This window comes from Microvirga sp. BSC39, assembly GCF_000739015.1.
Classification (GTDB): domain Bacteria; phylum Pseudomonadota; class Alphaproteobacteria; order Rhizobiales; family Beijerinckiaceae; genus Microvirga.
On record NZ_JPUG01000078.1, the window covers coordinates 304,105 to 324,537 of the forward strand.

The following is a 20,433-nucleotide window of genomic DNA, read 5'->3' on the forward strand; positions in this document are numbered from 1 at the left end:
AGAAGCCGGTATTGAACCAATGCCAAGCTTCAACGTTGGACCAAAAAGGTTTGTACCTCGGGACCCCGTTGTCGGTCTGAAGGAGCGTTCGCATGAAGAATGGCAAAAACAAGCACGTCCTTGTTGCGGGCGGTGCTGGATTTCTGGGATCCCACCTCTGCGATGCTCTTCTCAGCGAAGGCGCTCACGTGGTCGCTCTCGACAACTTCCAAACAGGTCGGAAGCAAAATCTCCGCCATCTGGAGCGGGAGCCTCGCTTCGACCTCGTCGATAGCGACATCATCAAGCCGTTGCCGGCTCGTCTGCGTTCCAAGCGCGTCAAGTTCGACGAAGTCTACAATCTCGCTTGCGCGGCCTCGCCGCCCCATTATCAAGCCGATCCCGAGCACACGATGCTGACGAGCGTCATCGGCACGCACAATCTTCTGACATTCTCGGAGGAGATTGGCGCACGCTTCTTCCTGGCATCCACGAGCGAGATCTATGGCGATCCCGAAGTTCATCCTCAAACCGAGAGCTACTGGGGCAATGTCAATCCCACAGGTCCTCGGGCTTGCTACGACGAAGGCAAGCGCGCCGCCGAAACCCTGACCTTCGACTTCGACCGTTCCGGTCGCGCCGACGTTCGTGTGGCGCGGATTTTCAACACCTATGGACCTCGCATGCGGGCCGATGACGGTCGCGTCGTCTCGAACGTGATCTGCCAGGCGCTGGCCGGCGAGGACATCACGATCTATGGGGACGGCAGCCAGACGCGCTCGTTCTGCTACGTGTCGGATCTCGTCGACGGCTTTCTCCGCCTCATGGCCTATCAGGGCGCGTTCCCGGGTGCCGTCAATCTCGGCAATCCGGTTGAATTGACGGTTGGCGACCTTGCCGAGAAGGTTCTGGCGATGACAGGTTCGTCCTCTCGTCTCGTCACCCGGCCTTTGCCGATCGACGATCCGCGTCGCCGCCGCCCCGACATCACGCGTGCCAAGCAGCTCCTCGGCTGGTCGCCGCGGACTTCGCTCGAAGTTGGTCTGAAGTCCACGATTGCGTGGTTCTCCGACGAGAGAGCTCACGATGGTAAGTCCGGTCGGACGTCGCCGGCTCTGGAGAGTGCAGTCACGATGGGGCAGGCCTAGTCCCCTTACTTCACATCCTTCAATCGAAGTTTCTATGAATGCGCTGGCGACAGTCAGCGCATTTTTTCTGCTCTGGCTCTTGAGAGCCTTGAGAATCTGATGCGCCTGACCGACTGGGCTCAGGTATAAACTCTGCCAAAATGGGCAAAGCACAAAAGAAAAGGGCGCTCCCGCAGGAGCGCCCTTGTTCGGCTATCTTAGCGGGGTCAGCTCTTTGCAACGCCGATCGTATCCGCCATCTGTGCTCCACGGGTGCCCATGGGCTGATGCGAGCCCTCCGTCGTGTCCTTGGCCGTCTGGTGCTCCATCTCGGCGTTGACCTCGGCCCCGAGCAGCACAACCACGCTCGAGATCCAGATCCAGGTCATGAAGCCGATCACCGCGCCCAATGAACCATAGGTCTCGTTGTAGCTGCCGAAGTTGGCCACGTACCAGGAGAACAGCATCGATACGGCAAGCCAGAGCACGGCAGCGATGATGCCGCCCGGTGTGACCCACTTCCACTCCGCTTTGTCGCGGCTCGGGCCGTAGCGATAAACCAGGGACAGTCCAAGAACGACCACAAGCAGCAGGACCGGCCAACGTGCCAGGGACAGAAGCCACTCGAGGCTGCTGCCTAGACCGATGAACTCCAGAAGGATTGGCAGAACGATGATTCCGGTAATGGCGAGGATAATGAAGACGATTGCTCCCAGGGTGAACGAGAGGGACATGGCGTTCAGCTTGATGAAGCTTCTCTTCTCCTCCTCGTCGTAGACGATATTGAGAGCATCGAAGACTGCCTTCATGCCGGCGTTGGCGCTCCAGAGGGAAATGACCAGACCGATGACAAAGCTGAAACCCAGGGTGCCTCCGCCTTGCGAGGCGATGCGCGTGACCTGCTCGCGGATGATATCGAGGGCGCCCCCAGGAAGCACGCCCGACAGGGTATTGAGGTGATCCTGCAGCGACGCAGGATCGGCAAAGAGGCCATAGAGCGAGACTAGGGCGGCAATGGCCGGGAAGATGGCAAGCAGGGCATAGTAGGTTACGCCAGCGGCAACGGACATCACCCGGTCCTTGCCGAATTCCTCATAGGTGCGCCACAAGATGTCCTTCCAACCCTGAGAGGGAATTTCGGTCGGCGTGTCCGCGCTGCGCCCGCGGCCCGGTTCGTTGGCTGCGTGAGGTGGGGCATGCTGCTTTTCAGAGAAACCGGTGTCGCGATCCCGATTTTGGCCGGCACCCTGCTGCTGAGGGCGCCGCAATGGGCGTCCGGCTGCAGCCGGGACGGGCCGGCGCTCCCCAGAGGCGACGAGCCTTACAAGGGCCCAGCCGAGAACCACAGCCCACATGGTCGTTGCGGCCGAGGAAGATTGCTGCGTTCCAGGTTGCTGGACAGCCGGATTATTCGCCATAGTCAGACACAGCCTCACTTGTCGGGTGCCAGCCGGAACGGCTTGGGCTCAAGCGTAAACCTCGTAAATAAGGCAGCGGTTCCAATCGGTTGCCTCACCGCCGGCGGCGACAGCGGCAGAAGTCCGGAAGAAACCCTTGCAGGGGTAGGTTTCGAATAAGGCTGCACTACAACCAAAAAGTCCCTTTCAGCCTTGACCATAAGGAGCAGCAATGACGGCAGCGGCGCGCTGGGCTACAGGCATTCTCACCGTCATAGCGGCTCTTCTTGCGATCAACGCCGAATTCCCCCGCATCATCCATGAGCCTGGTCTGTGGGATTTCGGATCCTTCGTGGCATCCGGCCGCGCAGCCGGCGAGGGGCTCAACCCCTATGGGGTCTATCCGCTGACCCTTCGCGTCGAGCTGCCGGGATTCGAGTCGTGGAACCCCAATCTCAACCCGCCGATCTCGGCGCTTCTGTTCCAGGCCTTCGATGTGGCCGATCCTTACGTGACGTACCAGGTCTGGCGCTGGATCTCCGTGGCTGTCTATGCAGCAGCGATCCTTCTTCTCGTCGCCCGGGTCGGCAATCGTGTCGAGGCGCTTATCATCACTGTATGGGCTTTAGCGCTTGCCGGATTCTGGGACACGCTCTTTCTCGGACAGATCTATCTGCCGCTGGTGCTCGCCGGCATCGCAGCGTGGCTGCTGCTTGAGCGCGGAGCAGGGCTCTGGGCGGGGCTCCTCATCGGCGTCATCGTGGCCATGAAACCAAATTTTCTGGTCTGGCCCGTGCTTCTCTTCCTGTCAGGGCATCATCGCTCTGCGATCGTTGCCTTCGTTACAGCCGGCGCCATCAGCCTGATCCCGCTGTTGATCTATGGACCCGAGGTCTACCGCCAGTGGTTCGAACTCGTCGCCGCCGACGGAAGCCGGGCTCTCTTCCTCACGAACGGATCCTTTGCAGGTCTTGCGGCGCGGGCCGGGATCCCATCCTTCGGTCTGGTGCTCGGCCTTCTTCTCCTGGCAGGGCTGGCAGTCTGGGCTTTGTGGCGGCGGCCCGATGTTCTCACGGGCAGCGCCATGGCGCTCCTGGCGTCAATTCTGGCTTCGCCGCTCGGCTGGATCCACTACACGCTGTTCCTGCTCCCCGTGATCGTGAGGCACTGGCACCAGCCCGCCATGCGCATCGTCGCCCTCCTGCTCATCATTCCGGTGCCCTTCATCATCGACCAACTGGGCAAGCCGGCCTGGATCCAGCTGACAACAGGCTCCGTTTATAGCTGGGCGCTGGTGCTGTGCCTCGCCATTCTCATCAATGATGAGTGGCGTCGTATCCGGCGGGGCGAACAGCGGGGATCGGCCGCGATGCCATTGCCCGAGCGTCATTACAGGCCGAGCGCTTCTTGAGGATGTGGGCGGTCAGCCGCCGCTCGAGGGAGATATCTTCTCCTCGTCCTGTTCGGATTCAGGCGAGCGGCTGACGGTCTCCGCGGGCTCGCGAAGGACATAGACCTTCCAGTCTTTCGTTTCCTCCTCAAGGTCATAATGGTCGGACAGGTAGCCAGCATAGATCTGGCGCAAGCCTTGAGCGGTTGCGAACTCGACGGGCCACTTCGGCTCCATCACCACGCGGACATCCTGAAAGAGCGTCTCCGGAGGGAGATGGTGGTGCTCGTTGATCGTGCGCCCCCAGTGGTGCCACGTGCTGTCGCCCCGCGGCGGCGCAAGGCCGAGACCCGCTGAAAAGGGACCCACGAAATCGAGAACGTGGACACGGCCCACCTCAGTCCCAAGGGCGGAGAGAGCCCGAGCTCCGTCGCCGAGGCTTTCGAGATAGCGGGAGAAGACCGGGTAGTTGTCTTCAGTCCACAACTGCACGAGCCTGACCCGGTCGAACTTCGGCAAAGGCACTGCTTGACCCTGGCTCGTGCTGGCAAGGGCGGCATGGAGTCCGAGGGTTGCGGCATGATGAGCGCTGCTGGGCAGAACGAAAGCGAGCAGCAAAAGCTGAGTGCCTGCAGCCAGGGCCGGAACCTTCCTGTTCACCGATGCCGGCGCCGACCGGGCCAGAAGCTCCGCCGCAACGGCCGCTCCGGCCGGAAGGGTAATGATGCCCCAGACTTGGAAGTTCTGCATGATCAGCATGAAGCCGGAGCCGGCGCAGAACCCATAGAAGAGGAAGTCTCGGACGCTCCGCGTTCGCCAGAGCGCGAGAGCGACGAACAGGGCAAACAGGGTAAAATCCGCGAGATTCCTGAGGAACACGGAGACGAGTTCATCCAGGGATTTGAAGCTGCCGCTAACCCCGCCTGCCAGCACAAGGTCGTCGATGTGGGATTCGGTTGCGCCCCAGAAGGACTCGATCAGCAATCCGCCCGCCAGAACCATGACGAATGCTGCCAACGCCCATCGCCGCTGCTGCGCGTCGAGCAGCATCAAGATGAGAAAGCCGAGCGCCACCAGCCCGTAGCTGAGCTTCATGTACAGCATGAGGAGGGTCAGCGAGGCGGCACAGAAGGCATCGAGTGCGCTTTGGAATGAGCGGCGGTGAAGCGGCCGGAGATACAGGATCAAGAGGAAACCAAGAGCCGCCCAGCCGACCCGGTTGTAGAACATGCCGAAGGAGAGGCCGGCGATGCTCTCACCTAAGTTGATGGGGACGGCTGCGACCAAAATCAAAAAGACAGAGAACGGCAGGGCGATGACAGGACTCAGGCGCGAGCTGACGATCTGGGCCGCAGCGAGCGCCATCATGAGAACCAGAAGAGCCATGCCCACAGGCATGGCTCCGCCGAGATGGCCTGAGACCCAGTAGCCCAAGACCGGCACGTAGTAGACGAGCGGGCCGAGAGCCGTATGGAAGTCGCGGTTGGGAACCTGCCCCTCGCTCACGCGATGCACGCCATCGAGGAAGATGAACAGATCGTTCAGGTAGCGTGTTGTGACCGTCTGGCCTGGCAAGGCAAGCAGCAGGGCGCAGATTACCGCCGCAGCAATGATGAGCGCCGCCACGGATGCCGGGCGTATCTTCGAAACATTCATGGTCACATTCCATCCCCAGCGCCAACACGGGATGGCTGTGCATGTTCCACCGACTGTCCGACCCTGCTGAGCATGCTTGCTTCACGGCGTTTATACACGGTCCATTGATCGGTATAACGAATGGGATCAAATGCCTCGCGGATGTAAGATCCGTAAGGAGTGCGAAGCGGGATGCCATTGATGCCGGCCTTCGGCACCATCAGCACATCGACTTCTCCGAGCAACTGCTCCGGAGGCAGGTGATGGACGTCATTAATGTTGCGTCCCCAGTGGAGCCACGCGTAATCGCCGCGGGAAGGCGGCAGATTCAGGCCTGCCGAAAAAGGATTGGCGAAATCCAGGACCGAAACGTTCCTGGGCTTTATGGGAAGTTCGCTCAGAAGGCGCGCGCCTTCCTGGGCGTCCATGAGATAGTCGGTCATGAAGTTGCGGTCGCCTGGCATCCAAAGATTGGTCAGCCTCAGCTCACCGAAACGAGGTAATCCGAAAGGCTGGCCTGTCCGGGTCGTGGCGGCAATGGCATGCACGCCGAGCGCCATGAAGCAGTGAAGGCCTGTCGGCAGGAGAAAGGCCAGCAGTAAAAGCGGAGCCCCGCGGGCCAGGATCCCGCTCTCTTCTTGATCGTTGTGCCGGCAAGAACGCAGCAGCAACTCCGTGGCCACGGCTGCCCCCGCAAAAAGCGTGATGATCCCCCAGGGCTGCGAGTTCTGATTCTGGATCATCAGCCCGGGGCCCGCGCAAATCCCGAAGAACAGGAGATCACGCAAGCTGCGGGTTCGCCACAGGACCAGGATGGCGAAGATGGCGAGAAGCACGTAATCGGCCAAATGGCGGAGGAAAGCGAGCGACAGATCAACGATGCCGCGGGTCCCGCTCACCCGGCCCGCAAGGGCGAGGTCCTCAAGATGAGCGATTGAGGATTGCCAGAAGGCTTCAATCAGCAGGGCCGATAGGACAAGCAGTCCGAGGGCCCACAGCACCCATCGCCTTTGGCGGGCATCGAACAGCATGAACGCAAGAAAGGCGAGGGCCACAAGGCCATAGGTCATCTTGGTGTAGAGCAACGTCAGACTGAGGGCGGCGGCACAGAGAGCATCGAGCAGATGCTGGCGGCCGTGTGACCTCTCGGGCTGAAGATACATGACGAGAAGCGTGCTGAGGACTGCCCACCCTATCCGGTTGTAGAACATCGCGAAGGACAACGACGCGATGCTCTCGCCGAGATTCATGGGAACGGCGACGATCAGGAGCAGGAACAAGCCATACGGGATTGCCACCGCCGGCCGCAGACGCGAACCGAGAATGTGAATCATCGGCAGGGCAAGCCCAATCGTCGTGGCCGCCATGGCTGTGGGCATTGCGCCGCCCATGCTGCCGGAGATCCAGTATCCGAGAGCCGGCACATAGAAGGACAGCGGGCCCAGGGGCGTGTGGAAGTCGCGGTTGGGAACCTGCCCGGATGCTATGCGGTGCGCACCGTCGAGAAAGATGAACAGGTCGTTGAGGTAGGCGGTCGTGACCGTCTGGCCCGGCAAGGCAAGCAGCAACCCGAAAACGGCCGCGGCACAGAGGAGCGTGCCGGATACCCAGAGCATTTGCCGTCCGGGAGGAGCCGTCATGAACGACCGCCCCGGTGCAAGGCCGCCTCAGGAGCTGAGGGAAGACGGCGCCGATGCAGCTTCCAATGCTGCGTCTCACCGGCCGTGTCAAAATGGGCTGCGATGTAAGGACCGTAGAGGGCTTGGAGCTGCGGCAGCGGCCCTTTCGCAGCATCAGGGCCATCGGGGGACTTCGGCTCCATCACGAACTGCACGTCGGCCAGCAGCGTCTCCGCCGGGACATGGTTCACGCTGCCGAGGGTGCGGTCCCATTGCAGCCACGGCGTATCGCCTTGTGCCGGAGGAGCGTCGAGCGCCATCGAGAACGCATTCCCCTGATCGAGCACGAAGATCCGAGACGGTTTCGGGTCGAGGCTCGACAAAGCATCGAAGCCTTCACGCAGAGTGGCCTGGTAAGCTGCGGCCGTATCGTAGTCGCTCCATGTCCAGAGGTTCGCCACCCGAACCTGCTCCAGGTTCGGAAGCGGGACGGGGTTGCCTGCCCTTATGGTTGCTGCGGCTGTGTGAAGGCTGAGCGCGGCCAAGCAATGGATGCTGGTCGGCAGCACCACGGCCAGGAAAAGCAGCTTTGCGCCTGCGGCCGTCGACCAACTCCCGTGGTCGCCGGCTCCTGCCCGGTGGTTCTCAGACCGGAGGATCGTCTCGGCGGCAACAGCCGCCGCGCCATGAAGCATGATGATGCCCCACGCCTGGAAGTTCTGATTGATGATCAGAAACCCTGCGACAGCGCAGAAGGCATAGAACAGGAGATCCCTGACGCTGCGGGTGCGGTACAGGGCTATCCCGGCGAAAAGGCCAAGCAGAACATAATCGGTGAGGTTGCCAAGGATGTGATCGGTGATCTGCCCCCAGGTGCCGCGCAAACCGCCGCCCACCTTGAAGGCCAACCGCAGATCGGCCAGATGGGCAAGGGAAGACTGCCAGACGAGCTCGATGATCAACGCGGCGAGTGCCGTGACCCCTAAGGCACTGGCGGACCAGCGGCGCTGCTGTCGATCCGAGAGCATGAGAAGAAGAAAGGCAAGCGCCACAACACCGTAGCTGAGCTTTGTGTAGAGCATCAGCAGAGTCAGACCGGTCGCACAGGCAATATCCAGGATCGTCTGGCGGCGATCAGTGCTGATCGGGCGCAGATACATCACCAGGAGCACGCCCAAGGCAGCCCAGCCGATCCGGTTGTAGAACTTGGCGAAAGACAAGGCCGTGACGCCCTCACCGAGATTGATCGGCGCCACCAGGATCAGGAGCAGGAACAGGCCGTAAGGAATTGCAAGGAAAGGATGAAGCCGCGAGCCGAGGACGTGCGCCATTGGCAGCGCGACCAGAAGCGTGATCAGGGCCATGGCCGTTGGCATGGTCCCGCCGAGAGTTCCCGACAGAACGTAACCTGCAGCCGAGAGATAATAGGCGAAAGGACCCAGAGGCGTGTGGAAGTCCTGGTTCGGCACCTGGCCTGCGGCGACCCGGTAGGCCCCATCCAGAATGACGAAGAGGTCGTTCAGGTAGCGGGTCGTGACGGTCTGCCCGGGAAGAGCGAGCAACGCGGCAAGGAGGGCCGCGGCTACGAGCAGAATCAGACCCACCTTCATGGGGCGCTCAGTCCAGAGCCGCATGATTTCTATCCTCCGTGTGTCAGGAGTTAGAGGCGCAAGCGCTTAAAGAAGCGTTCGGGAATGCTCCCGATTGCCATCATGACCGGCCGCCAGATCGGGCGCACGTAGATCACGTCACGGCCGCTCTTCTCGGCTGCCGTAAAGATGGCACGTCCGACCTCGCCGGGCTCCGCGGTGAGGACGGGGGGGAGCTTCATGCCGGCCGTCATCTGCGTGCGCACGAAACCGGGCTTGACCGTCACCACGCGCAGGCCCTTAGGGGCCAAGCGATTGCGCAGGCCCGACAGAAACGCCGTAAAGCCCGCCTTGGCGGCGCCGTACAGATAGTTGGATCCACGACCGCGATCACCCGCTACGGAACTCACACCCACGAGAGTGCCGGACCCGCGCGCCAAAAAACGCTCGGCGAGCGATCCGAGCAGGAGCGCCGGCCCCTCGAAGTTCGTCCGCAGCACGAGGGATGCGTGGGCCATATCGGCCTGGCCCTTCGCCTGATCGCCCAGCTCACCGACAACACACACCACCGTATCCGGCAGCCTCGGCAGGCTGTCGGCAAAGCTGTCGAAGTCGCCGGTCTCGAGGATGTCGATCCTGTGCACCGTCACCTCGGCGCCGGTACGAGCGCGGATGTCGTCAGCGTTGCGACGGGCTTCCTCCTCGTTCCTGGCGGCGAGCTGCACCTGCCAGCCTGCCTGAGCGTAGTGCAAGGCCGTGGCGCGCCCGATATCGGAGGTGCCGCCGACGAGAAGGAGGGTTTTCGAAGGTTCCATCAGATGCCCAGCCGTACCGATAGACGCGAAGAAATCCGGCCGGTCGCACCGATGGCCCGCCTCAGGTCGCGAAAGCGGGACAATCCGGGATAACCGGCCTCGAAGGTTGCAGGCGATTGCCTTGCATCCTTGGCTAGATAGAGCCGCCCCCCGGCTTCGACCACCCAGCGGTCAAGCTCGTCGAGCAGGGGGAAGACGTCGTCGCTCACGGGCAGGTCGAGAGTCAGGGTGAAGCCCTCGAGCGGGAACGAGAGATCTCCATGACTTGAGCCGAGCTGCTTGAGCACGGCCAGGAAGGATGCGTTGCCGTGCTTGGAAATGCGCTCGAGGATGCCGCCCAGGACACCCTGCGCCTGCCCCATGGGGATGACGCATTGATACTGCAGGAAGCCGCGTCGCCCATAGATCCGGTTCCAGTTGCCGACTCCATCGAGTGGGAAGAAATACGGATTCCAGTGGACCAAGAAGGGATAGCCGGATTTCACGGCTCCTGCCCGGAAGTACAGCTCGTTGAAGGCGGACACCGACAGACGGTTGAGGGTGAAGGAGGGCAGGTCGATTGGAACGCCCAGGCGCCCAAGCCTGGAGGACGGATAGGGCTCGGCTCCAGGCTGCAGGGCGTCCAGATCCCGGCGGGTGGCATGCTCGGCCGCAAAGATCAGAGAACGGCCGAGCGAAGCGCCTCGGGCGAGGCAATCGATCCAGGCCACCGAGTAGGTCGCGCTGCCCGTCTCCTGAAGGGCCCGGATGGCGCCGTCGAGATCGCGGGCGACGGTGGTCGTCTGGCGCATCCACCCGGTCTCGATGGGCCGGAGACGGAAGGTGGCATCGAGGATGGTGCCTGTGAGCCCCATCCCGCCGATCGTGGCGGACAGGAGTTCAGGATGCTCCGCACGCGAGCAGGTGACGACACCGCCGTCCGGCAGGGCCAGGGTGAGGCTTTCCACGTGGTCGCCGAACCCGCCGTCCCGGTGGTGGTTCTTGCCGTGGACATCCGAGGCGATCATGCCGCCGATGGTGACGAACTTGGTGCCCGGCACAACGGGCGGAAAAAAGCCTTTTGGCACCACGATGTCGAGCAGGTCGGAGAGCAGGACGCCTGCTTCCAGCTGGATACGACCTGTCGTCTGGTCGAAGGACCGGATGCGGTCGAGCCCCTGGGCCATGAGGGTGACCCGCTCACCAATGGCGGCATCGCCATAGGCGCGCCCGTTGCCACGGGCCACCAGCCCGGTCCGGGAGGCCATCAGGGAAGGGAGGGCTTTGGGGGACGGGGGGCTGATGGTCTCTGACGGATGGCGGGGGTAGCGTCCCCAGCCGGTGAGTTCCGTCATGCCTGCCGCTCCTTGAATACGAAAGTCCGATCCAGAAGGAACTTGGCGGCATAGCCGATCGCCAGTCCAATCACCGCACCGGTATATTTTGCCAGATCCGTCTGCCAGATCATCCAGAAAGTCACCTCGAAGCCCCAGAAGACCAAGGTGGTCAGGACGCTGAAGGCACCGTAGAGGGTGATCTTCTGAACCTCCTGACGGTGGCCGCCATAGTCGTCGTCGAACACCCACTTCTTGTCGAGCACGTATTTGAGGATGAAGCCGGCAGCCGTTCCCATCAGAATGGACAGAGTCAGGGGGGCAACCGGCGCGATCCGGATGACGACCTCCTGGGTGACCAGATTGACCAGAGTCGCCACGATGGCAAACAGGACATAGCGGACGAACATCATCGGTCACGCTCTCCCATGAGGATCCTGAGGAGGGTTCGAGAAGGGCTTGTGCTCTCGATTGCTCGCCGACGGGACATAGCTTAGACGGCAGCCACGATCAGGGCGAGGGCGGCGGCCACCGTCAGCAGGCTGCCCCTGTCCTGGATGGCGAACACCACCGGGTCGTCATCCATGATCCGCCGCCCGGCGAGCATCAGCGCACGGGCGATCCAGAACATGAGAAGCGGGCCCACAAGCCAGAGAAGCTGAGGCCGCGAGTAGAGATCGTTGACGCTGTCGCTGGAGATATAGAGCGCCAGGATGGTTACGGCATTGAAGCCAGCAGCCGCAGCCAGGGCCGCCACGATGTCCAGGTCGCTATTCTTGTAGTCACGGCTGGTCGGGTCCGGGAGGTTGGCATCGCGGCGGGCCGCCAGTTCAACATAGCGCTTGATCAGGGCCAGCGACATGAAGATCATCATGCTGAAGGCGATCAGCCATTCCGATACGGCGACAGATGCCGCGACAGCGCCGCCGATCACCCGAACCGAGTAAAGGCCTGCCAGCGTGATCACGTCGACCACCATCATGCGCTTGAGCACGAAGGAATAGGCGGTGGTGAGGGCGAAATAGCCCAGCAGCACGCCCAGGAAAGACAGCGACACGGTCGATCCGACTGCCAATGCCCCGAGAAAGAGAACCGGTATCGCCATGACGCCGTGCATCAAGGGAATGGCACCGCTCGGCAGGGGGCGGTTGCACTTGCTGCGATGCCCTCTGTCGTCCTGCAGATCCACCAGATCGTTGAGAATGTAGATGCTCGAGGCGCAGAGCGAGAAGGCAACGAAGGCCAGAACAGCTTGGGTGATGGCCTCCAGCGTGAACAGATGAGCGGCCAGGAGCGGGAGGAAAATGAGCGCGTTCTTGGCATATTGATGCACACGCAGCATCTTGGCCCATGTCCGCCATGTCGGGCGCGCATGGGTCAGGTGCTCTGCATCGGGGCATTGACTGGCGAGCTTTCGCCGAACGCCTGCCGGGGTGCGGATGGCGATGGACTTGGCGGCTTTCTCCCAGACGGGAAGATCGGCGGCGTCATTGCCGACATAGTCGAAGCCGCGCTCTCCGAAAGTCTCGACGAGCTGCTGGGCCTTCCTGTGGCCGGCCAGGTTCGTAGTTTCGTTGGAAGCGAACCATCCCGTGAAGAGGCCGAGGTGATCGGCGACGCTCTCCACCAGACGCTGGTGGCTTGCAGATGCAAGATAGACAGGACGTCCCGCGGCTCTGGCCTGACGAATCAGGGACAGGACCTCAGGATCGTAAGGCAACGTTCCTGGATTGAAATCGACGGGCTCGGACAGGCGGTGCTTCAGGGCAGCCTTGCCACGGGAGAGAGCCATCAGCATATCGACAATGGATTGCGGCCGACGACCCAGCTCCGAGAAGGCGGTTTCGATCAGCAGGTCGGAGGCGATCAGCGTGCCGTCAAGATCCACCACAAGAGGGCGGGATCCCTCCTGCCCAGGCGTTTCGATCTCAAGGGTGGTCCAATGCGCCTCATCCTTCTCGTACCGGCGCTCGGAGCGCTCACGAGTGCGAAGGTTGCGGGCACGATGGGGCAAAGTCTGCGGTTTGAGTTCAGATTGCACCAAGAGCCCGTGCTCCCTCTAAAAAAGCCAATAATGAACGTGTGGTCGCTTGTTCTGCCGCTGTGTACATGGAGCACAGCTTCCCCATGCCAAGCCATTTCTGTCCCATTCAGCCCATGAGCATCGTCACCTGGCTGATCCGGACTCGGCGGTTTATGGCAATCGGGCAGAACTTGACGGCGAACCAACAAACGCGGCTGTAAAAAGTTTCATGAACGGGTTTATTTCATAAGCCTGAAGCTCGTGTCCGAGACAGCAGCAGGGGACTAGTTAGGGGCAGAAAACGTTAACCATGGCCCTTAACCGAGCCGCAAGGATGTTGGGCCAGTGTTTGTCTCAATCCATGAGGAGGATCTGAGATGGACGAGTGGTCAGGACGCAAGTGGGAGCCTGTTACCGAGGAGCGCCTGCTCCGGGCGATTGATGTGCTCGTCGACATCGCAAAGGAGCATGGGCCAGCCTTCGATCCCGTTCTGGAAACAGTGAGGCAGGAGCTTCACGATTTCCGCCGTCGGCATTCAGCCACCGGACAGATTGAACGCGAACCTCGAGTTCCCCTTCGAAAGGCAGGCTGAGATCTGTCGCTGGTGGTCGGCCAAGGTTGCCCGAGCTCAAATATCAGATCGGCAGCAACTGCTCCTCGCGGACAAGGCGTGCGGGGCCGTCATGGGTTCCTCGCACGTGATACTGGAAGCCTGCCTGGTCGGCCGGAAGAAGACGGGTGACCTCCCATACGTCGTCAGGACGCGTGGTGTCGACCATTGTCACCATGTTGAGAAATGCCTCCACCGTGTTGGTGCTTGCAAGCTTGACGAGACGCACCCGATCTCCAACTTTGAACTTGTGCGACGTCATGGCGCGATCCCCCGCTCGATAACCACCTGAGCAGTAGGAACTAACATAGGTTAGTTTCGTTCCACGCCTCATGATGAACAGCTATTCACACCACTTGCCTGTCGTTCTGTTGGTCGAAGATGAGCCGCTTGTGCGCATGGCAGCGGCCGATGACCTCCAGGATGCCGGCTTCCATGTCCTTGAGGCTGCCAATGCCGATGTTGCGTTAGCGGTCCTGGAATCGTGTTCTGAGAACGTGCAGGTTCTTTTCACGGACATTGACATGCCAGGTTCCATGAACGGGCTGGACCTGGCCGAAAACGTCCAGCAGCGCTGGCCGCATATCTCGCTCCTGATTTCCTCAGCCTATCATCGGCCAAGTCCCGAGACGCTTCCCGATGATGGCCGATTCGTGCCGAAACCCTATTGCAGCGATGATGTCGTTCAGCAGATTCGCGAGCTCGTGACGAGCCATTGATCCCGACGTTCTGCCTGCCTCATTCGGATCGCTGCGTTGGAGGCTTGACAGTTATGGTCATCGCGAAGCGGCGAGTTTCGCCGGACTGAACGAAAACAATCCCCGGCTTGTCTGAGAAGTCGCCTGCGAAGCCCTGCGGATCCGCATAACCCTGCCAGGGCTCGATGCAGATGAAACCTGCTCCCGGTTTCGTCCAGACTCCCAAATGCGGCATGTCGGGATACTCGACACGAACCGAGGCGCCACCAGGTGCGCCGTACTCGACGGAACGGCTTCTCAGCTGATCGAACACCAGAGCATCCGCATCGAAGAGAGCGTCACGCAAGACAAGGGCGCGGCCCTGCACAGGGGTCGGTTCAGTCTCGCGCTTGATGAGACCTTCAAGAGGTCGGCGAATCGGTGCCGTCTCCTCCTGCTCGAACCGGATCTCGTGGGCCTCGCGCGGAGCATCGTAGGGCAGGGGCCATCGGAAGGCCGGGTGGAAGCCGAACGAGACCGGCATGTGGGAGGATCCGGTATTCGCCACGGCTGCGGTGATGCTCAATGTAGCGCCTTCAACCACATAGCTCACATCGAGCTGGAAAGGAAAAGGGTAGCGCTGAAGCGTAGCTTCACTCGAGCAGAGGCGAAGGCGGCATTGAGATGGGTTTGCCTCTTCGACTTCGAAGCGGGACGTGCGGGCAAAGCCGTGCCTGGGCAGCTCGTACTCCAATCCGTCGACACGGATGCGATCGTTACTCACACGACCGACAATGGGAAAGAGCAGGGGGGAGCGCCCGGTCCAGAAGGCAGGATCTCCGTCCCACAGCCAATCACGACCCTGCTCATCCTGGAGACGAATGAGCTCGGCTCCCTCCGCAGACACCTGCGCGCGCAGGTGTGGACTGGAGATGATGACGCTCATTCTTCAAGCTCCCTTTCCCATGGTGCTGATCCCGGCACGACGGCGCGGAGGGACAGATGGGGCTGGAAACAGGATCGGCAAGGCAGACGGAAGCTTGCAAGATAGAGATTCGAACTTCCCGGCCTGCTGCCAATGTAGCTTACGCTAAGACCTGTTCATCGCCTTATCGGAGCGGGGCCTCACAAGCATGGAATTCCACCGGCTTACGAGATCCGGAACCTGTGAGGCGGCCATCGGCTTCGCATACAGAAAGCCCTGGGCATGATCGCAACCCAACTCGCGCAGACGCCGAGCCTGCCCATGCGTTTCGACCCCCTCGGCCGTGACCTGAAGCTGCAGGCTCTTTCCAAGGCTGATAACCGCAGCTACGATCGCTTCATCGTCTGAGTCCTGCTCAAGATCACGCACGAAACTCCTGTCGATCTTGATATGATCCACGGGAAACTGCTTCAGATGGGTCAAGGAGGCATATCCGGTGCCGAAATCGTCCAGTGCGATCTGGATCCCCTGCCGCCGGAATTGGGCGAGTGCTTCGGAAACGTTGTGTGAGTTCCTGCCGAGTAGAACGGTTTCCGTGACCTCCACCTCGAACAATGAGGCCGGTACCCTCAAACGATCCAGCGTCCGCAACAGGTTGTCGACGATGGCCGCTTGACCGAACTCAGCTGGCGAGAGATTCAGAGCGATCCGGCCAAACAGGAGGTCCTGATCCAGCCAGCTGCGGACATCCGCAGCAATCTTTGTGATCAGCTTCTTGCCGATGGCCGCCGCGATATCGTGATCCTCGAAGACTGCGCCGAAGTACCCGGGGGTGAGGATGCCCTCGGTCGGATGCTGCCACCGTGCCAGCGCCTCAAGGCCGATGATCTCTCCTGTCGTGAGACAGATCTTCGGCTGATAGAAGGGAACAATCTCGTCGTTGGAAATGGCCTCGCGCATATCGCGTCCAAGGGAGACGCGTTGCTCGATGACGTTCCGCATTTCGGGCGAATACGTGATGACCCGGTTTCGCCCCTGAGACTTGGCCTGGTACATCGCAATATCGGCATCCTTGATGAGTTCCGCCGGATTCCCGTCATGATCGGGAAAGGCGGCGATGCCGATGCTCACCCGGCTGATCAGCGTCCGCTTCTGGTAGATGAACGGCTGACGAAGCATTTCGGCGATCAACGAGCCAAGCCTTGTCGCGTTCTCCAGCTTCAGCGGATCGACGACGAGGACAGCGAACTCGTCCCCGCCGATCCGTGCCACGGTATCGCATCCCCGCACCATGGTGGACAGACGGCGAGCCGTTTCTTGCAGCAGAGCATCCCCGGCGTCATGTCCGAGCGTATCGTTGATGTCTTTGAAGTCGTCTAGGTCGATCAGGAGAAGGCTGACACTTGTGCCGCTCTGCCGTGCATGGTCGAGAGCGGCATCGAGACGATGCTGAAACAGCGTGCGGTTGGGAAGACCGGTTAGGGCATCATGGTTGGCTGAGCGCCAGATTTCTTGTTCCGCTTCCTTCTGCTCGCTGATGTCGAAGGTAACGCCCACGATCCGATCAGGGCCGGCCTGTTCGCCACGGGCACGCAGCCATCGCGTCTCTCCGCTGGGCAGGACATAGCGGCACTCGATGGAACTGGCCCCGTCCGAACGGATCTCACGCAGGAACCCTTCGACTTTCTGATGATCATCGGGGTGAATGCCGGTCATGAAAGTTATGTCGACGCTTGGCCTAATTCCAAGCAGCGCCAAAGAATTCTCGGAACGGGTGGTCGCCCCGGACTGCGGGTTGAACTCCCACGCGATCATATGGGCGGCCTTGAGTGCCAGTTGCAGACGCTCCTCGCTTTTCCTCAGTGCCTGCTCCGACTCCTTGCGCTCGTGGATGTCCATGGCGATGCCGAACCATTGCTCGATCCTGCCTTGCTCGTTCTTCAAGGGTTGGCCGCGCACGATAAACCAGCGATACATGCCATCCAAGGCTCGCCGCAAAGGCATTTCGATTTCGAAAGATGTGCCCTTGCCGAGGGCATCATTCCAGATGCCGAGGATCCGCTCGCGCTGGAGCGGATCGATGACCGCGCTCCAACTCCCGGCCGGTCCGTCCTCGACACGTAAGCCGGTGTACTCGTACCAGACGTCGTTGCAATAGGTGAACTCTCCGTCCGGAGCGCTAAACCAGACGACCTGTGGGGAGTTCATGGATGCCGGCATGGCATCCACAAGGGTGCGAAGGCGCTTCTCGCTTCTCCGAAGGCGCTCTTCAGTGGCTCGAAAGTCCGTGATGTCCCGGGAGATGCAAAGGAAGCCCTGTGGAGTGCGGTCGTGCCCCAGAATTGGGGTAACGACGACATCCCACCATTTCTGGGTTCCTGTCATCGTTGCGCACGGCCCCTGAAAGCGACCGATCCCGCCCGACTTGACCGCCTCAATGGCTGCGGCGGACTCCTCGCCGGCGATGCTGCTCCAGATCTCGGTCCAGTGGCGTCCTTCAATTGTGCGAAAATCCTCGACTTCCATGGCGCGCATGCCGCCTTGGCTCATGAAGCGGAGACGCCCCTTCAGGTCGAAAACCTTGATGCAGTCATCGGAGCTTGCCAGAAGACGACGTGTAAACTCCTCGCTTTCGGCCGCCGTCTTGCTGGTCAGTCTCAGCTCGAGCTGACACATGACCGCTTCGGCAAGCGTGGCAAGCGCTTCTCCTTGCTGTTCGGTGAGGCCGTCAGGGCGCGCGATGTAGTCGAGAACGCAGAGCATCCCGAGCGGCAGGTCCTCTTTCGTCTTGAGCGGAACTCCCGCGTAGAATGACAAGCCGGGTTCGCCTTCCATTCGAACCCTGTCATTGAAGCGCGGGTCAAGGTTCAAATCAGCGACGACGAAAAGTCCTGGCTGCAGGATGGCATGATTGCAGACTGAGTTCTCGCGGGGGGTCTGTGTGAACTCCAGTCCAATCCTGGCTTTGAACCACTGTCGATGCTCGTCAAGAAACGAGATGCAAGCTATCGGAGTATTGCAGATCTGAGCCGCTAATTTCGCGATGTTGTCGAACTGAACCTCCGGCGCTGTATCCAGAATGGCGAAGTTCCGGAGCGCAGCAAGGCGTTCGACTTCCTCCCAATGAGGCAGCTCGCTGTGACCAGGACATTCTAACATGCAAAAACTGCCGGTTGAGAAGCATAGGGGCTTTGAGAAATGTCGGATGAGCCGACCCAACGGAGGGGCATCATGCCTCGAGCATTCACTCGATCCGTTGCGAACCTATGATCCGGGCCGACCGGTAAAATGGCAGTGCGTCATGCCGGTCCTCAACGAGGACCTGCCATAGTGCTGATAAACTCTTGTCTTTAGTTATCGAAAGATACTCAAACCAAAGGGGTAGCTGTCGTCTTACGCAAGGTCAAGAAATGGGGCGCGACACCCCGTTTCAGGGTTAACAGAGGCCTTCCATTCGTCTCACCCGCCAACGTGCAGGCCCCTGTTTCGCCTGCATGGCAATCTGTCGTTGTTGGCGCCTGAAAGAGCATTGATTCTCCGAAGTGCAGAAGACATGAGCCGTGCAATCTGACCTTGAGACGCTGCTGTCTTCGCAGGTTGCGTAGGTGGTTCTACGTAGCGTCGAATTTCGGGAACTACGTAGTTACAAGAGATCATAACGGCTCTTCCGGGACGAGTGAGAGAGAAAGCTACGTTCCAGCTTTGGAAAAACATGAGATCTGACAATCCTTTGTGCTTTCTGCTTGGTCGGCTCTGCCGTGAACAGATGGGACAATTTACCTGCGAAAGGTCTTCTTAACGTTGGTTAAGGAGCATTAACCATAAGCGAGTGGCATCTCCCATTATTTACGTATTGTCCGTTGAAGGGCCAAAATATAGTTTCTGTCTCAGCCGCTTAACGAAGCTGAATCAAGTAAATAAACGTGAGCGGCAAGCACACAATTAATGAACGCACTTAATTACTAAGGCGGGGCAGAAGAAATGTATATCGTCGTCGATGACCGGCAGATGGTTACGTCTGGATATGTTGCGAGCTTCAAGCGTGAAGGCATATCCTCCCTTGGCTTATACTCAGACGAGTTCAGCGATTGGCTGGAGACGGCCTCGGATTCCGACCTGGAGGCCGTGCAGGGCTTCGTGCTGGGCACCTTCGAAGAGCGGGTTCATTCCGCCGAAAGTATCCGGCGCTACTCCAAGGCTCCAATCATCGCCCTGAGCGATGTTCGCTCTCTCGAAGAGACCCTGGAGCTCTTCACTGCGAAGTTCGACGATGTTGTTCGTAAGCCTGTTCATGTCCGGGAGATTCTCGCACGCACCGAGGCTGTCTGGCGCCGCGTGAACGCGAACTCAGGAAAGAAGGCTCAGGACAGCAGTGACAGGTTGAAGGTCTTCTTTGATGGCCGCGATCCGGAGATCGATGGCCTTCCTCTCTCCCTCCCTCGCCGTGAAAGGCACATTCTCGAATATCTGGTTCGCAAGAAGGGGCATCGGCTCACCAAGAAGCAGATCTTCGACGCGGTCTACGGGATCTACAGCGATGATGTCGAGGACAGTGTCGTCGAGGGGCATATCAGCAAGCTGCGCAAGAAGCTGCGGCAGCGCCTTGGTTATGATCCGATCGATGCTAAGCGATATATCGGCTATTCCTATGTAGGTGTCGCCTCCTGATCCTGACGACTTCAATGTATGGCTGCCGCAGCTTGCTGCGGCAGCCATACTATTTTTGCTGATCCATGTTGGGCGCTCACGGTCTCCAGACGTTCAACATCGGACCCCTCGTTAACGACAACCCCCTCAGATCAAATTCTGTCAGATCGGCCGGATGAAGGTTCCGGTTGCAGCGACAAATACGTCGCCAGATTCCGCCGACAACGCATCAGTGCCAAATGCAACATTGATGCTGTTAAGGTGTGCGGCTTTTATCTGAAAATGAGTCGATTCAGCGCTCAACCCCTCTGCGCGTTAACTCTAATGCAGGAAACGCCGACTTATTCTTCCTCAACGTCATGGCTGCGACCCAAGAGGCGCAAAGCTCAATAGATCAACTCTTCGTCCGATGAGCGACGAAGAGTTGATCGGGTCCAGCCGCTCAGCCGCATTGGCTGACGAAGTGATGCAGTGAACGAGGCGTACTGGGGCACTATCATGAAGATCGGAATATCGCGGACGACCGTCTGCATGCGGACAATGCGCAGCAGGCGCTTCCCTGATTTTCAATCCTGATCCGATCCCTGCCCTTCAGTTCCCACGTCTGAACATGAGGTTCAGCGCTTTATTGCCGGCGTGAAGGCCGAACGATTCTCCCAATCTGAAGCGCCAGACGACCGGCGCCA

16 protein-coding genes are annotated in these 20,433 nt (G+C 60.2%); 5 read left to right on the forward strand and 11 right to left on the reverse strand.

What is annotated here, in order from left to right; genetic code table 11:
- The first annotated feature begins 92 nt into the window (after positions 1 to 92).
- Positions 93 to 1,127 (forward strand): UDP-glucuronic acid decarboxylase family protein, encoded by a 1,035-nt coding sequence (locus MA07_RS25490; protein WP_036358771.1) that lies wholly within the window; start codon positions 93 to 95, stop codon positions 1,125 to 1,127.
- 206 nt (positions 1,128 to 1,333) lie between these two features.
- Here MA07_RS25490 and MA07_RS25495 read toward each other — a convergent pair whose 3' ends face one another.
- Positions 1,334 to 2,524: a YihY/virulence factor BrkB family protein gene (locus tag MA07_RS25495; protein ID WP_036358773.1), complete on the reverse strand. Its 1,191-nt coding sequence runs from the start codon at positions 2,522 to 2,524 to the stop codon at positions 1,334 to 1,336.
- A 211-nt stretch (positions 2,525 to 2,735) separates the two neighbouring features.
- On the opposite strand from MA07_RS25495, the gene MA07_RS25500 reads away from it, so the two are divergent.
- Positions 2,736 to 3,914, forward strand: a complete 1,179-nt coding sequence (locus MA07_RS25500; protein WP_036358775.1) for a glycosyltransferase family 87 protein — start codon at positions 2,736 to 2,738, stop codon at positions 3,912 to 3,914.
- Positions 3,915 to 3,926: 12 nt separating this feature from the next.
- Here MA07_RS25500 and MA07_RS25505 read toward each other — a convergent pair whose 3' ends face one another.
- From MA07_RS25505 to MA07_RS25535, 7 genes are all read right to left on the reverse strand, one after another.
- Positions 3,927 to 5,549, reverse strand: a complete 1,623-nt coding sequence (locus tag MA07_RS25505; RefSeq protein ID WP_052003525.1) for a hypothetical protein — start codon at positions 5,547 to 5,549, stop codon at positions 3,927 to 3,929.
- Between the two features lie 2 nt (positions 5,550 to 5,551).
- A complete protein-coding gene (locus MA07_RS25510; protein WP_152569020.1) occupies positions 5,552 to 7,168 on the reverse strand; it encodes a hypothetical protein in 1,617 nt (538 codons plus the stop codon).
- On the reverse strand, positions 7,165 to 8,781 hold the full coding sequence (locus MA07_RS25515) for a hypothetical protein (protein ID WP_052003527.1): 1,617 nt from the start codon (positions 8,779 to 8,781) through the stop codon (positions 7,165 to 7,167). The genes MA07_RS25510 and MA07_RS25515 overlap by 4 nt, the downstream gene beginning before the upstream one ends.
- Positions 8,782 to 8,807: 26 nt before the next feature.
- Positions 8,808 to 9,551, reverse strand: coding sequence for an SDR family oxidoreductase (locus MA07_RS25520; RefSeq protein WP_036358778.1), 744 nt, complete (start codon positions 9,549 to 9,551; stop codon positions 8,808 to 8,810).
- Positions 9,551 to 10,885 (reverse strand): FAD-binding oxidoreductase, encoded by a 1,335-nt coding sequence (locus MA07_RS25525; RefSeq protein ID WP_036358780.1) that lies wholly within the window; start codon positions 10,883 to 10,885, stop codon positions 9,551 to 9,553. Before MA07_RS25525 ends, MA07_RS25520 begins: the two co-directional genes overlap by 1 nt.
- Positions 10,882 to 11,277 carry a GtrA family protein gene (locus MA07_RS25530; protein WP_036358783.1) on the reverse strand — a complete coding sequence of 132 codons (396 nt, stop codon included), beginning with the start codon at positions 11,275 to 11,277 and terminating at the stop codon, positions 10,882 to 10,884. The genes MA07_RS25525 and MA07_RS25530 overlap by 4 nt, the downstream gene beginning before the upstream one ends.
- Positions 11,278 to 11,357: 80 nt before the next feature.
- Positions 11,358 to 12,905 carry a UbiA family prenyltransferase gene (locus tag MA07_RS25535; protein WP_348270425.1) on the reverse strand — a complete coding sequence of 516 codons (1,548 nt, stop codon included), beginning with the start codon at positions 12,903 to 12,905 and terminating at the stop codon, positions 11,358 to 11,360.
- Positions 12,906 to 13,264: 359 nt separating this feature from the next.
- Between MA07_RS25535 and MA07_RS25540 the strand changes: the two genes are divergently transcribed.
- The gene (locus MA07_RS25540) at positions 13,265 to 13,480 is read left to right on the forward strand and encodes a hypothetical protein (protein ID WP_036358786.1); all 216 of its coding nucleotides are present in this window, start codon (positions 13,265 to 13,267) and stop codon (positions 13,478 to 13,480) included.
- Positions 13,481 to 13,523: 43 nt separating this feature from the next.
- Here the strand turns inward: MA07_RS25540 and MA07_RS25545 are convergent, their stop codons facing one another.
- On the reverse strand, positions 13,524 to 13,760 hold the full coding sequence (locus MA07_RS25545) for a hypothetical protein (RefSeq protein WP_152569021.1): 237 nt from the start codon (positions 13,758 to 13,760) through the stop codon (positions 13,524 to 13,526).
- Between the two features lie 73 nt (positions 13,761 to 13,833).
- Between MA07_RS25545 and MA07_RS25550 the strand changes: the two genes are divergently transcribed.
- Positions 13,834 to 14,217: a response regulator gene (locus MA07_RS25550; RefSeq protein ID WP_348270423.1), complete on the forward strand. Its 384-nt coding sequence runs from the start codon at positions 13,834 to 13,836 to the stop codon at positions 14,215 to 14,217.
- 19 nt (positions 14,218 to 14,236) lie between these two features.
- Here the strand turns inward: MA07_RS25550 and MA07_RS25555 are convergent, their stop codons facing one another.
- Both MA07_RS25555 and MA07_RS25560 read right to left on the reverse strand, forming a co-directional pair.
- Positions 14,237 to 15,121 carry an aldose 1-epimerase family protein gene (locus MA07_RS25555; RefSeq protein WP_036358794.1) on the reverse strand — a complete coding sequence of 295 codons (885 nt, stop codon included), beginning with the start codon at positions 15,119 to 15,121 and terminating at the stop codon, positions 14,237 to 14,239.
- Positions 15,122 to 15,265: 144 nt separating this feature from the next.
- On the reverse strand, positions 15,266 to 17,917 hold the full coding sequence (locus MA07_RS25560; RefSeq protein ID WP_348270424.1) for an EAL domain-containing protein: 2,652 nt from the start codon (positions 17,915 to 17,917) through the stop codon (positions 15,266 to 15,268).
- A gap of 1,164 nt (positions 17,918 to 19,081) precedes the next feature.
- Here MA07_RS25560 and MA07_RS25565 point away from each other — a divergent pair.
- Complete coding sequence (locus tag MA07_RS25565; protein ID WP_036358797.1) at positions 19,082 to 19,768, forward strand: response regulator transcription factor; 687 nt, start codon at positions 19,082 to 19,084, stop codon at positions 19,766 to 19,768.
- Positions 19,769 to 20,433 lie beyond the last annotated feature (665 nt).